The following is a 13,183-nucleotide window of genomic DNA, read 5'->3' as shown; positions in this document are numbered from 1 at the left end:
CCCCATGACCCATCCCATCCGCCTTGCCGCCCGCGCCATCCTGATGCACCAAAACCGCCTTTTGCTGGTCAACGCCTTTCCCGGTGATCAAAGCGATCTGTGGTGCGCGCCCGGCGGCGGGGCCGACCCCCACGCCAGCCTGCCCGACAATCTGGCCCGCGAAGTTTACGAGGAAACGGGCCTGAGCGTGCGGGTGGACGCCCCCTGTCTGGTCAATGAATTTCACGACCCCCGTCGCGGGTTCCACCAGGTGGAGGTCTTCTTTCGCTGCCGCCTGCGCCGGGGCGTGCTGGACCCCGCGTGGCAAGACCCCGAGGGCGTGGTGAACCGCCGCCGCTGGGTCACACGCGCCGACATGGCCGACCTTCGGTTCAAGCCCGATGCCCTGCCCGCCGTGGCTTGGGCCGATCCGGGGGCGCCCGCCTACGACCCCTTGGAACGTCTTGTGACCTGAACCGTGGCCAGCGCGATGCCGCCCAACACCCCGGCGCAGGCCAACAGGGTGTCGCGGTCCAGCGCCTCGCCCAGAAACAGCGCCCCGCCGAGCACCGCGATAACCGGCACCGACAGTTGCGTCAGCCCGGCGGTGGTGGCGCGCATTTGCGGCAGGACCGTGAACCACAGGGCGTATCCAAGGCCCGAGGCCACAACGCCCGAGGCCACGGCATAGCCCGAGCCGCCCCACGTCACCGGCCCACCCCAGACCGCCGCAAGGCCCGCAAAGGCGACCGTGGCCCAGATGAAATTGCCCGCCGATCCGCCAAGGGCCCAAGGCTCTGACCGGCCCTGCCATGTATACAGCGCCCAGCCCATCCCGCCCAAGGCCATCCACGCCGCCCCCGCCAATGGCACGGAGGCCCCTGCCCCGGGCCAGACCAGCCACGCCAGGGCCGCCAGCGCCACCCCCATGCCCAGCCACCGGCGGGGCCCGACCCCTTCGGACGTGGCCACAGCGCCTGCGAAAAGACCCGCCTGCACCACGGCAAACAGGATCAGCGCGCCGACACCGGCATCCAAGGTCAGGTAGGCCATGGAAAAGCCGATCAGGTAGACCGCCAGTGCCGCCGCCGCGACCCCTCGCGCCCGGCCTGTCAGGGGCACATGCCCGCGCGTGGCATAGGCGATGGCCGCAAGGGTCGCGGCCCCAGCGGCCACGCGGATCAGGGCAAAGGTCACAGGCTCCGCGCCCGCGCCGACCCCCGCCCGGGTCAGAAGGGAGTTCGCCGCAAACAGCAGCATCGTCAGCACGGTCAAAAGGAACAAACGCATCACGCCCCCCTTGGCGCAGACAGCGCGCGCAGGCGCACGGACACGGGATCGCCCAGCCCGTGCACGGCGCAACAGGGCACCGCGTCGTCATACCCCATGGGCAGCTTGGGCGTGACCCGCCCCGCGACCCCGGACAGGTGCCAGACCGCGACCGCCCGGTCGGCACACAGGCGCAAGGTAGCAGGGTCGGGCGGCGGAAAGGTCTCGTTCAACACGACAAGGCCCGGCCACATCTGGTCCGCCAAAGCCTCCAACGCACCCTTGCGCGCCACGTCCAGCAACAGGGCGGGTTGGCCACGCAAGGCGGGCGGCAGGTCCGTGGCACCGGTCTTGGGGTCCACCACATGGACCGCGCGCCCGCGTGCCACCAGTTCCGCGACCAAGGGCGCGCCGATGTAGCCTGCGCCGCCCAGAACGATCACCGGCACCGGATCCCCGCCAAAGGCCATATCATCCATCTCGGCCACCGCTTGGGCCACGGCCCCCACGACCACATCGCGCCGATCCGGCACGGCAATCACCCCCATGGGGGCAAATCGCCCGGGCAAGACACCGGCCAGATTGATATCCGGCGTGCCCAGCGCCGCTGCGATCCGGCGCAGGCGCTTTTGCAACCGCAGGCAGGCCGCGCGGTTGGCCGGATCCAGCATCTGCGCCTCGGTCACGGGGGCGGCAAAGACGACCCCGCGCGCGCCATTCTGCTGCAGCACCCCGATGGGGGAAGGCACCCAGCGAAACGCCCGGTAGATCACCGGCGGGGCATATCGTGTCACATGGGCCTGCGTGGCTGGATAGCAAAAGAACACCGATTGCCAGCCGCCAAACACCCGGTTCCACACGCCCAGCAGGACGTAAGGGATGTACAGCACCGCCGACAGGCCGATCACCGTCACAACGCTTATTCGGAAAACTCGACGGATCATGGGGGCCTTCGCTTTGGTTGTCCCAGCTAGGCCACCAAGCCCGCGCCGGGTCAAGGCGCCCCCGCCCCTCATTGTTCCACAAATACCCTCGGGGGGAGCGCCGCAGGCGTGTGGGGGCAGCGCCCCCAAACGTGACAAAGGGGCCACCCGATTTCTCGGGGACCCCTTTGCACTGCCGGTCGCATCGCGCCGGCAGAAAACGCTAGGCGTTTTCGCACCATTCTTTTGCGGGGTGCGACACGCCCTCTCGTGACAAAGGGGCCACCCGATTTCTCGGGGACCCCTTTGCACTGCCGGTCGCATCGCGCCGGCAGAAAACGCTAGGCGTTTTCGCCTTACATCATGCCGCCCATGCCGCCCATGTCGGGCATGCCGCCGCCGGCGCCTGCGCCTTCTTTCGAAGGCTTGTCGGCCACCATGGCTTCGGTGGTGATCAGCAAGCTGGACACGGAGGCCGCGTCTTGCAGCGCGGTGCGCACCACTTTGGCAGGGTCGATCACACCGAAGGCGAACATGTCACCATATTCTTCGGTCTGCGCGTTGAACCCAAAGGTCAGGTCGTCGCTTTCGCGGATCTTGCCCGCAACAACGGCACCGTCGACACCGGCGTTCTCGGCGATCTGGCGCAGAGGTGCTTCGATGGCCTTGCGGATGATCGAGATACCGACGTTCTGGTCGTTGTTCGCACCTTCCAGACCCGCAAGGGCCTTGGCGGCTTGCACCAGCGCGACACCGCCGCCCACGACAACACCTTCCTGCACGGCCGCACGGGTCGCGTTCAGGGCATCGTCAACGCGGTCCTTGCGCTCTTTGACTTCCACTTCGGTCATGCCACCGACGCGGATCACGGCAACACCGCCGGCCAGCTTGGCCACGCGCTCTTGCAGTTTCTCGCGGTCGTAGTCCGAGGTGGTTTCCTCGATCTGCTGACGGATCTGGGACACGCGGGCCTCGATCTCGGCCTTGGCGCCATTGCCGTCGACGATGGTGGTTTCGTCCTTGGTGATCTGGATTTTCTTGGCTGTGCCCAGCATGTCCATGGTCACGGACTCAAGCTTCATGCCCAGATCTTCGGAGATCACCTGACCACCGGTCAGGATGGCGATGTCCTGCAGCATGGCTTTGCGACGATCGCCGAAGCCAGGTGCCTTGACGGCTGCGATTTTCAGACCGCCGCGCAGTTTGTTGACGACCAGCGTGGCCAGCGCCTCGCCTTCCACGTCTTCTGCGATGATCAGCAGGGGCTTTTGCGACTGGATCACGGATTCCAGCAGGGGCACCATGGGCTGCAGCGAGGACAGTTTCTTTTCGTGCAGCAGGATCATGCAGTCTTCAAGCTCTGCAATCATCTTGTCTGGGTTGGTCACGAAATAGGGGCTCAGGTAGCCGCGGTCGAACTGCATGCCTTCGACAACATCGGTCTCTGTTTCCAGGCCTTTGTTTTCCTCGACGGTGATGACACCCTCGTTGCCGACCTTCTGCATCGCGTCTGCGATCTGCTGGCCGATTTCGGCTTCGCCGTTGGCAGAGATCGTGCCGACCTGTGCCACTTCGGCGCTGTCGTTCACGGGGCGCGAGGCCGCCTTGATCGCTTCGACGACTTTGGCGGTTGCCATGTCGATGCCGCGCTTCAGGTCCATCGGGTTCATGCCAGCGGCAACCGATTTCATGCCTTCTTTGACGATGGCCTGGGCCAGAACGGTGGCGGTGGTGGTGCCGTCGCCGGCTTCGTCATTGGTGCGAGAGGCAACCTCTTTCACCATCTGCGCGCCCATGTTCTCGAACTTGTCTTCCAGCTCGATCTCTTTGGCCACGGACACACCGTCTTTGGTGATCCGAGGTGCGCCGAAGGATTTTTCCAGCACCACGTTGCGGCCTTTGGGGCCCAGGGTGACCTTCACGGCGTCGGCCAGAATGTTGACACCAGCCAGCATGCGGTTGCGGGCGTCGGTGTTGAATTTTACGTCTTTAGCAGCCATTTTCATGTCTCCTTAGAATGTTGTTTCAAAAGCGAAAATTAGGAGATGATCCCCAGAATATCGCTTTCTTTCATGATCAGAAGCTCTTCGCCATCAACGGTGACTTCGGTGCCGGACCACTTGCCGAACAGCACTTTGTCGCCAACGGACACGGCCATCGGGATCAGCTCGCCGCTGTCTTTGCGGGCGCCTTCACCGGCGGCGATGATTTCGCCTTCTGCTGGCTTTTCTTTTGCGCTTTCGGGGATGATCAGGCCGCCGGACGTTTTTTCGTCGGACTCTACGCGGCGGACCAGAACGCGGTCGTGAAGTGGTGTCAAAGCCATTTCAGAACTCTCCTTGGGTTCTCGTGAATTTGCTTTAGCACTCCCTCGGGGTGAGTGCTAACGACCGGTAGATAGGCGGGTGGCCGAGGCGAGTCAACGGGCAGAACCAGAGTTTTTTGACAGAGTGTCGCATCGATTAACGGGGGCACACGTCACCCCGCGACGCCCCTGCGCCGCTTGCGAACCGCCCCCCGGACCTGTTGCAAAACGCCGCGTCTTCGCGTGGTTTCTTTCAGGCCTAACAGCCGCGCGCCTTTGGATCACCCACGCACGAACTGGGCCGCCACCCAGACAGCGCCATAAAGCCACCCAGACAGCGCCATAAAAATGACATTTTCCACAAGCACTCTCTTTCCACATTCGCGCAACCACGGGAGCAGATCGCGTGACATTTATTAAAGATGACACCGGTGCTGTCACCGTAGATTGGGTGGTCTTGACGGCCGCAATTGTGGGCTTGGGCCTTGCGGCGATGGGTGTGGTGCGTGGCGGCGTAGAGGACCTGAGCAAGGATATCGACGCCGAATTGAAGCGTAACGACATCATCAAGACCAGCTTTGCCAACGGGTGTTTTCATGGCAGCGACTTCTACAAGCCCGACGATCGGGTCTGGCTGTGGATCGAGCCTGCAAACACCGCTAATCAGAGCCGCTCTGCCATGTGGATCGAACATGACACCTATGGCACGATGTGGGGCAATTGGGACGATACGCTCGATAGAGACCCCGAGCTGGCCGCAGAATTGATCCTTTCCAACATCGATCGTGACCGCGAAAAACTGGCTGGGTTCGAGGCGTTGTTGGCCTCGGGCGACTATGCAGAAGGCAGCGAAGCCTACAACCGCATCCAGTCCAACATCGACGAGCAGTCAAGGGTGGTCGAAGCGCGCGAATGCCGCGCCGTCGAGGAAGGTTTCCTTTAGGGGGCCAACACATCCCCCCAATCGGCCAGGCCCTTGCGGCCCTCGGGCGTCAGGTCATAGACGCCCTTTTCGACCTTGAAGAACCAGCCGTAGTGGTTGTCGCGCATGATGCCTGTGGCCGCCTTGACCCCCGTGGCCTTTGCCACAATCGCCCCCTTCTCGGCCCCCGTTTCCGCCAGATAGGCCGCGCAGCGCAGGGCATCGGCGCGGTAGCCTGTGACGATCCCGTGGCGCGTCGCCCCCCCAAGGTTCGGATCCCCGGGCAGGCGGTCAAACTCGCGCAGCAGTTTCTCGCCCTTCTTCTTGTTGCGGCGCGGGGCGTAGGGGCCGGGGTCGCACTGGGCCTCGACCATGCCGTCGGGCCGCACGGTCAGCAGGCCCAGACCCAGTCGCCGGCACATGCGGGTGTTTTCCAACAGGATCCGCCGGGCGCGCGCCCCCTTGGGCCGGGGCACGGCGACATAGACCGTGTCCGTCACCCCCATGCGCGCGATGGCCTGATGGTACAGGGTCAGGCTGAAACCCACCTTCAGCTCCACGACCACCGGGTCCTCGCCGCCGCGCAGGGCCACCACATCCGCCGCCCCCACCTCGGCCTTCACGGTATAGCCTTGGCGCTGCAGATAGGCCTTTACCGGGGCATAAAGATCGCTTTCTTTCATGGGGCGGACCGTGGCACGGGGGGCCGCCGGTGTCACGCCCGCTTGCGCGGGGGCGCGGGGCGTACCATAAGCGCGGGCATGACAAATGCACCCGATATCGCCCGCGAGGTCCTGACGACCGAGGCCGAGGCGCTGACTTATCTGGCAGCCCACCTGCCCCCCGATTTCGACGCCGTTGTCCAAGCGGCCGAGGCCACGGCGGGGCGCGTGATCGTCTCGGGCATGGGCAAGTCCGGCCACATCGGCGCCAAGATTGCCGCAACCTTGGCCAGCACGGGCACGCCCGCGCAATTCGTCCATCCGGCCGAGGCCAGCCACGGCGATCTGGGCATGATCACCCGGGACGACATCTGCGTGCTGCTGTCGAACTCGGGCGAAACGGCGGAGTTGAAGGACATCCTGGGCCATTGCCTGCGGTTCAAGGTGCCCCTTGTGGCGATCACCTCCAACGCGGACAGCACACTGGGCCGGGCCGCCACCCACTGCCTGACCCTGCCCAAACTGCCCGAGGCCTGCGGCATCGGCATGGTGCCCACCACATCCACCACCCTGACGCTGGCCATGGGCGACGCGCTGGCCGTGGCGCTGTTGCGGCGGCGCAACTTTGCGCCCGAGGATTTCGCCGTGTTCCACCCGGGCGGCAAGCTGGGCGCACAGATGGCGCAGGTGGGCGACCTGATGCACCGGGGCGACGAGGTGCCCTTGGTCACTGCGGACACCGCCATGGCCGATGCCCTGTTGGAAATGACCTCCAAGGGGTTCGGCGTCACGGGCGTTGTGGACGCGACGGCGGGCGGCGCGTTGGTGGGGGTGATCACCGACGGGGACCTGCGCCGCAACATGGGCGAGCTGATGGCGCGCACCGCCGGGCAAGTGGCCACCCCCGGCCCCGTGACCATCACCCCCGGCACATTGGCCGCCTCGGCGCTGGCCACCATGCAAACCCGCAAGATCAGCGTGCTGATGGTCTGCGAGGGGTCCGCCCCCGTGGGCATCGTGCACCTGCACGATCTGTTGCGCGCCGGCGTCGCGTAAGGAGGCTGACATGAAAACCACCATCCTGATCCCCGCCCGCTATGCCTCGACCCGGTATCCGGGCAAACCGCTGGCCCTGCTGACCCAAAAGGACGGCACGCAGAAAAGCCTGATCCAGATGACGTGGGAGGCGGCGCAAGGCATCAAAGGCGCCGACGACGCCTATGTGGTGACCGACGACGACCGCATCGCCGCCGAGGCTGCGCGCATCGGGGCCCCGGTCCTGATGACCAGCCCCGAGGCCGAGAACGGCACCGCCCGCTGTGCCGAGGCCGCACGGGGGCTGGACGCCGACCTGATCGTAAACCTGCAAGGCGACGCCCCCCTGACGCCCCCGTGGTTCCTTGAGGCGCTGATCGAGGCCATGGCCGCCGACCCACAGGCCCAGGTGGCCACCCCGGTTCTGCGCTGTGACGCCCAGACCTACGCCATGTTCCGCGAGGACCGCGCGGCGGGGCGCGTGGGCGGGACGACGGCGGTGTTCGGCACCGATCATCAGGGGCTCTATTTCTCCAAGGAAGTGATCCCCTACATCGACCCGGGCAAACTGCCCGACCCGATCCCGGTGTTCCACCACGTGGGCGTCTACGCCTATCGCCCCGCCGCCCTGCGCCAATACGTGACATGGCCCGAGGGCACGCTAGAGGCCCGCGAAGGGTTGGAACAGTTGCGTTTCCTTGAAAACGGCGCAACCGTGAAATGTGTCGAAGTGGATGCCCGGGGCCGCGTGTTCTGGGAACTCAACAACCCCGCAGACGTGGACCGCATCAACGCCGTCCTGAAGGAGAGCTGACATGGACCCGATAAAGTCCCAGACCGTGGTCGTAGGCGATATACCTATTGGCGCAGCCAACCCCTTTGCCTTGATCACCGGGCCGTGCCAGCTGGAATCCCTCGACCACGCCCGCATGATGGCCGAACGCATCGCAGAGGCGTGTGCGGCCACAGGCACGCGCTTCATTTTCAAGGCCAGCTACGACAAGGCCAACCGCTCTTCCATCGGGACAGCACGGGGCCTGGGCATGGAAAAGGGCCTCGAAATACTGGGCCAGATCAAGGCGGAATTCGGCTGCCCCGTCCTGACGGATGTGCACGAGGCCAGCCATTGCGCCCCTGCCGCCGCCGTCTGCGACATCCTGCAAATCCCTGCGTTCCTGTGTCGCCAGACGGACCTGCTGCTGGCCGCCGGTGAAACCGGGGCCGCGATCAACGTCAAAAAGGGGCAGTTTCTGGCCCCTTGGGATATGGGCAATGTGGCCGCCAAGATCGCCAGCACCGGCAACACGCGCATCCTGCTGTGCGACCGGGGCACGTCGTTTGGCTACAACACGCTGGTGTCGGACTTTCGCGGCCTGCCCACCATGGAGGCGACGGGCTATCCGGTCGTCTTTGACGCCACCCATTCGGTGCAGCAACCGGGCGGGCAAGGCACCACGTCCGGCGGCCAGCGCGAATTTGCCCCGGTTCTGGCCCGTGCCGCCTGCGCCGTGGGCGTCAGCGCCCTGTTCATCGAGACCCACCAAGATCCCGACACCGCCCCCAGCGATGGCCCCAACATGATCCCCGTGGATCAAATGGGCGCGCTGATCGCAGAATTGCGGGCCTTCGACGCCCTTCGCAAAGGACTATGACATGACCAAACGCGCGCTTATCACCGGGATCACCGGACAGGACGGCAGCTATCTGGCGGAATTTCTGCTGGAAAAGGGCTACGAGGTGCATGGCATCAAACGCCGCGCTTCCTCCTTCAACACCAGCCGGATTGACCACCTGATCACCGGGCCACAGCAGAACAACCCCCTGAACCTGCATTACGGCGATCTGACGGACAGTTCCAACCTGACGCGCCTGATCCGCGACATCGAACCGGACGAGATCTACAACCTCGGCGCACAATCCCACGTGGCCGTCAGTTTCGAGGCACCGGAATACACCGCAGACGTGGACGCCATCGGCACCCTGCGCCTGCTGGAGGCGATCCGCTTTCTGGGGCTGGAAAAGAAGACCCGGTTCTATCAGGCCTCCACCTCGGAACTTTATGGTCTGGTGCAGGAAATCCCCCAGACCGAGACGACGCCGTTCCACCCCCGCTCCCCCTACGCGGTGGCCAAGATGTACGCCTATTGGATCGCCGTGAACTACCGCGAGGCCTACGGCATGTACGCCTGCAACGGCATCCTGTTTAACCACGAAAGCCCCCGTCGCGGCGAAACATTCGTGACGCGCAAGATCACCCGGGTGCTGGCCAATATCGCCCAAGGTCTGGAGCCGTGCCTGTACCTTGGCAACATGGACGCCCTGCGCGACTGGGGCCACGCCAAGGATTACGTGCGGATGCAGTGGATGATGCTGCAACAAGATGCGCCGGTGGATTACGTGATTGCCACCGGTGTCCAGTATTCGGTCCGCCAGTTCGTGGAATGGTCCGCCGCCGAAATGGGCGTGACCCTGCGGTTCGAAGGCACCGGCGTGGACGAGGTGGGCATCGTGGATGCGGTGCAGGGCGATCTGGCCCCGGCCCTGAAGGTGGGCGACGTGATCGTGCGGGTGGACCCCCGCTACTTCCGCCCCGCCGAGGTCGAGACCCTGCTGGGCGATCCGTCCAAGGCCAAGCGCGAGTTGGGCTGGGTGCCAGAAATCACCGTTCAGGAAATGTGCGCCGAAATGGTCCGCGAGGACCTCAAGACCGCCCGCCGCCACGCCCTGTTGAAAGAACACGGGCTGGAAATGCCCGTCAGCATCGAGGACTAGCCATGGCGCGGGTTTTTCTGACAGGCGGACGCGGCATGGTGGGGCGCAACGTGGCCGAGCATCCCTTGGCCCAAGGCCACGAGGTGCTGGCCCCCGGCCGCGCCGATCTGGACCTGACCGACCGCCGCGCCGTGGACGCGTGGTATGCCACCCACAAGCCGGACATCGTGATCCACGCCGCCGGGCGCGTGGGCGGGATACAGGCCAACATGGCCCACCCGGTGGCGTTCCTGACCCAAAACCTGTCCATCGGGCAGAACGTGATCGAAGGGGCGTGGCGCGCGGGCGTCCCGGCCCTGTTGAACCTTGGGTCCACCTGCATCTACCCGCGCGAGGGGCGCAATCCCCTGACCGAGGATCTGATCCTGACCGGCCCGCTGGAGCCCACCAACGAAGGCTACGCCATCGCCAAGATCGCCGCCCTGCGCCTGTGTGAATACATCCGGCGCGAGGATCCGGGCGCACAGTACAAGACCATGATCCCCTGCAACCTGTACGGGCGGCACGACACCTTCGATCCGGCCGCCTCTCACCTGATCCCGGCGATCCTGCACAAGATGCAGACCGCCAAGGACCAAGGGTTGGACACGGTCGAGATCTGGGGCGACGGCACCGCCCGGCGCGAATTCATGTACGCCACCGATCTGGCCGATGCCATCTGGCGCGCCGTGGATCACATGGACACCATGCCCGACCTGATGAACGTCGGGCTGGGGCACGACTATTCGATCAACGACTACTACGCCATCGCCGCCCGGATCGTCGGCTGGGACGGGCAGTTCACCCATGACACCACCAAACCCGTGGGCATGAAGCAGAAACTCTGCGATGCAGCCCGCGCCCACGACTGGGGCTGGCGGGCACAGACGACGCTGGAACAGGGCCTTGCCCAAACTTTGGACTTTTACCGCAACGAGGCCCGCACATGAGCTACCGTTTCCCCCTTGCCACCTCCAGCTGGGATGAGGCCGAACAGGCCGCCCTGCAACGGGTGATCGCCTCTGACATGTTTTCCATGGGGGCCGAGGTCGCCACCTTCGAGGCACAGTTTGCCCAGTGGGCCGGGTCGCGTTTTGCGGTCATGGTCAACTCCGGCTCTTCGGCGAACCTCGCCATCATCGCGGCCCTGCGCTACACCAAGAACGATGCCCTGCGCCTGAACGAAGGCGACGAGGTGCTGGTGCCCGCCGTGTCGTGGTCCACCACCTATTACCCCTTGCACCAATACGGGCTGAAAATGCGGTTCGTCGATATCGACGCCGCCACACTGAACTACGATCTGGACGCCCTTGAGGCCGCCGTGACCCCCAAAACCCGGGCCATCATGGTGGTGAACCTGCTGGGCAACCCCAACGATTTCGACCGGATCCAAGCCCTGGCGGACAAGCACAATCTGGTCGTGATCGAGGACAATTGCGAAAGCATGGGGGCCACGTGGGGCGGCAAACAATGCGGCACCTTTGGCATCATGGGCAGCTATTCGTCGTTCTTCTCGCACCATATCTCGACCATGGAAGGCGGGATCATCGTGACCGACGACGAAGAGATCTACCACGTCCTGCTGTCGATCCGCGCCCACGGCTGGACCCGCAACCTGCCGCGCGAAAACCATGTCACCGGGACCAAATCCGACGATCCCTTTGTCGAAAGCTTCCGCTTCGTGCTGCCGGGCTACAACCTGCGCCCCCTGGAGATGTCCGGGGCCTTGGGGCAGGAACAGTTGAAAAAGCTGCCCGGCCTGATCGAGGGGCGGCGCGCCAACGGGGCCAAGTTCCAAGCGGCCATGGCCGACCACCCCGTGTTCGACATTCAGGCCGAACAGGGCGCCAGCAGCTGGTTCGGCTTCAGCCTTGTGCTGCGCGAAGACGTGACCGCCGACCGCAAGGACGCCATCGCCCAGCTGCAAGCGGCGGGGTTCGAATGTCGCCCCATCGTCACCGGCAACTTCACCCGCAACCCGGTGATCGACTACTTTGACTACACCGTGCACGGCGATCTGTCCGTGGCCGACCGCATCCACGACCGGGGCCTGTTCGTGGGCAACCACCACTACCCGCTGGACGAAGCGGTAGAGACCTTGGCCGCCCTGAGACTATAACACGTGGCCCTGTAACAAACGCGCAAACCTTGGGCAGGGATGATTTTCCTTGCCCAATTCCAAGGCAGTGGGCAGGGTAAACCGGTAAAAAAACGATGGCATCTGGCCACCGGCGCACGGGCAAGGAAAAGTCTGCGCGTCTAGGACCAACGTCACAACCGGGAGACCTCCATGTTCTATCGCTCACTCACTGCTGCTGTGGGTCTGGCCATCGCGGCCACCGCCGCCACGGCAGAAACTTCCATGCCCTTCGCCCTTGATTGGAAATTCGAAGGCCCCGCCGCCCCCTATTTCGCCGCCATCGACAACGGCCACTTCGCCGCCGCCGACCTCAGCGTCGAGATCAGCGCGGGCCAAGGCTCGCTGGACGCGATCCCGAAGGTGGCCACCGGTGCCTTCCCCATCGGCTTTGCCGACATCAACAGCCTTGTGCGCTTTCTGGATCAAAACCCCGGCGCGCCCGTGATTGCCGCCATGATGGTCTATGACAAGCCGCCCTTTGCCATCGTGGGCCGCAAGTCCCTGGGCGTCATGGCCCCGTCCGATCTGGAAGGCAAGGTGCTGGGCGCCCCGCCCCCGGACGGCGCATGGGCACAGTTCCCAATCTTTGCCGCCGAAACGGGCATCGACGTGGACAGCATCACCGTGGAACCCGTGGGCTTCCCCACCCGCGAACCCATGCTGGCCGAGGGCAACGTGGCCGCGATCACCGGCTTTTCCTTCTCGTCCTACCTGAACCTTGTGCGCCTTGGCGTGCCAGAGGATGACATCAGCACCATCCTGATGGCCGATCACGGCGTGGACCTGTATGGCAACGCGATCATCGTGAACACCGACTTTGCCGCCGCAAACCCCGATGCCGTGAAGGGCTTTCTGGAGGCCGTGGCCATGGGGTGGAAAGACGCGATTGCCGATCCCGCCGCCGCCACCGCCAGCCTGATTGAACGCAACCCCGCCGCCGATGCCGCCCTTGAACAGCGCCGCCTGCAACTGGCCATCGACGCCAATGTGGCCACGGACGCGGTGATGGCCAACGGCATGGGGCTGGTGGACGCCGACCGCATGGCCAACGCGTTGGAGCAGATGAAGCTGACCTACGAATTCCAGGCCGAACCTGACGCAAGCCTGTATTTCACCGACGCCTACCTGCCCGAGGGCGGGTTCGCGCTGAAATAAGCGCGCGCGGACGACACAAGGCCGGGCGGCACCGCCCGGCCT

14 protein-coding genes are annotated in these 13,183 nt (G+C 64.8%); 9 read left to right on the top strand and 5 right to left on the bottom strand.

All coding sequences use genetic code 11. From position 1 onward, the window contains the following. Positions 1-4 precede the first annotated feature (4 nt). A complete protein-coding gene (locus tag ACZ1G0_RS03800) occupies positions 5-454 on the top strand; it encodes an NUDIX domain-containing protein (RefSeq protein ID WP_472735728.1) in 450 nt (149 codons plus the stop codon). On the opposite strand, the gene ACZ1G0_RS03795 is transcribed toward ACZ1G0_RS03800, so the two are convergent. The 4 genes from ACZ1G0_RS03795 to ACZ1G0_RS03780 all read right to left on the bottom strand — a co-directional run bounded on the left by ACZ1G0_RS03795 (position 424) and on the right by ACZ1G0_RS03780 (position 4,497). Then, positions 424-1,269 carry a DMT family transporter gene (locus ACZ1G0_RS03795; RefSeq protein ID WP_472735727.1) on the bottom strand — a complete coding sequence of 282 codons (846 nt, stop codon included), beginning with the start codon at positions 1,267-1,269 and terminating at the stop codon, positions 424-426. The genes ACZ1G0_RS03800 and ACZ1G0_RS03795 overlap by 31 nt on opposite strands. Further along, entirely contained in the window at positions 1,269-2,192 is a 924-nt protein-coding gene (locus ACZ1G0_RS03790) for a hypothetical protein (RefSeq protein ID WP_472735726.1), read from the bottom strand. The genes ACZ1G0_RS03795 and ACZ1G0_RS03790 overlap by 1 nt, the downstream gene beginning before the upstream one ends. A 335-nt stretch (positions 2,193-2,527) precedes the next feature. After that, entirely contained in the window at positions 2,528-4,171 is a 1,644-nt protein-coding gene (gene groL / locus ACZ1G0_RS03785; RefSeq protein ID WP_472735725.1) for a chaperonin GroEL, read from the bottom strand. A gap of 38 nt (positions 4,172-4,209) precedes the next feature. Beyond that, on the bottom strand, positions 4,210-4,497 hold the full coding sequence (locus ACZ1G0_RS03780) for a co-chaperone GroES (RefSeq protein WP_472735724.1): 288 nt from the start codon (positions 4,495-4,497) through the stop codon (positions 4,210-4,212). Positions 4,498-4,882: 385 nt separating this feature from the next. Between ACZ1G0_RS03780 and ACZ1G0_RS03775 the strand changes: the two genes are divergently transcribed. Next, positions 4,883-5,419, top strand: a complete 537-nt coding sequence (locus ACZ1G0_RS03775) for a hypothetical protein (protein WP_472735723.1) — start codon at positions 4,883-4,885, stop codon at positions 5,417-5,419. Here the strand turns inward: ACZ1G0_RS03775 and ACZ1G0_RS03770 are convergent. Further along, a complete protein-coding gene (locus ACZ1G0_RS03770; RefSeq protein WP_472735722.1) occupies positions 5,416-6,081 on the bottom strand; it encodes a DUF2161 domain-containing phosphodiesterase in 666 nt (221 codons plus the stop codon). The genes ACZ1G0_RS03775 and ACZ1G0_RS03770 overlap by 4 nt on opposite strands. Positions 6,082-6,159: 78 nt before the next feature. Here ACZ1G0_RS03770 and ACZ1G0_RS03765 point away from each other — a divergent pair, with 78 nt between their 5' ends. The 7 genes from ACZ1G0_RS03765 (at position 6,160) to ACZ1G0_RS03735 (ending at position 13,141) form a co-directional block, all read left to right on the top strand. Further along, a complete protein-coding gene (locus ACZ1G0_RS03765; protein WP_472735721.1) occupies positions 6,160-7,116 on the top strand; it encodes a KpsF/GutQ family sugar-phosphate isomerase in 957 nt (318 codons plus the stop codon). A 10-nt stretch (positions 7,117-7,126) separates the two neighbouring features. Next, the gene (locus ACZ1G0_RS03760; RefSeq protein ID WP_472735720.1) at positions 7,127-7,909 is read left to right on the top strand and encodes a 3-deoxy-manno-octulosonate cytidylyltransferase; all 783 of its coding nucleotides are present in this window, start codon (positions 7,127-7,129) and stop codon (positions 7,907-7,909) included. Between the two features lies 1 nt (position 7,910). Continuing rightward, on the top strand, positions 7,911-8,747 hold the full coding sequence (gene kdsA / locus ACZ1G0_RS03755) for a 3-deoxy-8-phosphooctulonate synthase (protein ID WP_472735719.1): 837 nt from the start codon (positions 7,911-7,913) through the stop codon (positions 8,745-8,747). 1 nt (position 8,748) lies between these two features. Beyond that, positions 8,749-9,867 (top strand): GDP-mannose 4,6-dehydratase, encoded by a 1,119-nt coding sequence (gene gmd / locus ACZ1G0_RS03750; RefSeq protein ID WP_472735718.1) that lies wholly within the window; start codon positions 8,749-8,751, stop codon positions 9,865-9,867. Positions 9,868-9,869: 2 nt separating this feature from the next. Beyond that, positions 9,870-10,796 carry a GDP-L-fucose synthase family protein gene (locus ACZ1G0_RS03745; RefSeq protein ID WP_472735717.1) on the top strand — a complete coding sequence of 309 codons (927 nt, stop codon included), beginning with the start codon at positions 9,870-9,872 and terminating at the stop codon, positions 10,794-10,796. Then, a complete protein-coding gene (locus ACZ1G0_RS03740; RefSeq protein WP_472735716.1) occupies positions 10,793-11,965 on the top strand; it encodes a DegT/DnrJ/EryC1/StrS family aminotransferase in 1,173 nt (390 codons plus the stop codon). The genes ACZ1G0_RS03745 and ACZ1G0_RS03740 overlap by 4 nt, the downstream gene beginning before the upstream one ends. A gap of 171 nt (positions 11,966-12,136) precedes the next feature. Then, positions 12,137-13,141: an ABC transporter substrate-binding protein gene (locus ACZ1G0_RS03735; RefSeq protein ID WP_472735715.1), complete on the top strand. Its 1,005-nt coding sequence runs from the start codon at positions 12,137-12,139 to the stop codon at positions 13,139-13,141. Positions 13,142-13,183: the final 42 nt, after the last annotated feature.

The organism is Thalassobacter sp. HA4-2, from assembly GCF_055693705.1.
The sequence above is the reverse complement of the archived record's forward strand: the minus strand, read 5'-3'. Positions and strand labels throughout refer to the sequence as shown.

Bases quoted from the DNA above. Each gene is read 5' to 3' on its own strand.
- ACZ1G0_RS03800 (WP_472735728.1), top strand. From the start codon at position 5: ATGACCCATCCCATCCGCCTTGCCGCCCGCGCCATCCTGATGCACCAA.
- ACZ1G0_RS03795 (WP_472735727.1), bottom strand. From the start codon at position 1,269: ATGCGTTTGTTCCTTTTGACCGTGCTGACGATGCTGCTGTTTGCGGCG.
- ACZ1G0_RS03790 (WP_472735726.1), bottom strand. From the start codon at position 2,192: ATGATCCGTCGAGTTTTCCGAATAAGCGTTGTGACGGTGATCGGCCTG.
- groL (WP_472735725.1), bottom strand. From the start codon at position 4,171: ATGGCTGCTAAAGACGTAAAATTCAACACCGACGCCCGCAACCGCATG.
- ACZ1G0_RS03780 (WP_472735724.1), bottom strand. From the start codon at position 4,497: ATGGCTTTGACACCACTTCACGACCGCGTTCTGGTCCGCCGCGTAGAG.
- ACZ1G0_RS03770 (WP_472735722.1), bottom strand. From the start codon at position 6,081: ATGAAAGAAAGCGATCTTTATGCCCCGGTAAAGGCCTATCTGCAGCGC.
- ACZ1G0_RS03765 (WP_472735721.1), top strand. From the start codon at position 6,160: ATGACAAATGCACCCGATATCGCCCGCGAGGTCCTGACGACCGAGGCC.
- ACZ1G0_RS03760 (WP_472735720.1), top strand. From the start codon at position 7,127: ATGAAAACCACCATCCTGATCCCCGCCCGCTATGCCTCGACCCGGTAT.
- kdsA (WP_472735719.1), top strand. From the start codon at position 7,911: ATGGACCCGATAAAGTCCCAGACCGTGGTCGTAGGCGATATACCTATT.
- gmd (WP_472735718.1), top strand. From the start codon at position 8,749: ATGACCAAACGCGCGCTTATCACCGGGATCACCGGACAGGACGGCAGC.
- ACZ1G0_RS03745 (WP_472735717.1), top strand. From the start codon at position 9,870: ATGGCGCGGGTTTTTCTGACAGGCGGACGCGGCATGGTGGGGCGCAAC.
- ACZ1G0_RS03740 (WP_472735716.1), top strand. From the start codon at position 10,793: ATGAGCTACCGTTTCCCCCTTGCCACCTCCAGCTGGGATGAGGCCGAA.
- ACZ1G0_RS03735 (WP_472735715.1), top strand. From the start codon at position 12,137: ATGTTCTATCGCTCACTCACTGCTGCTGTGGGTCTGGCCATCGCGGCC.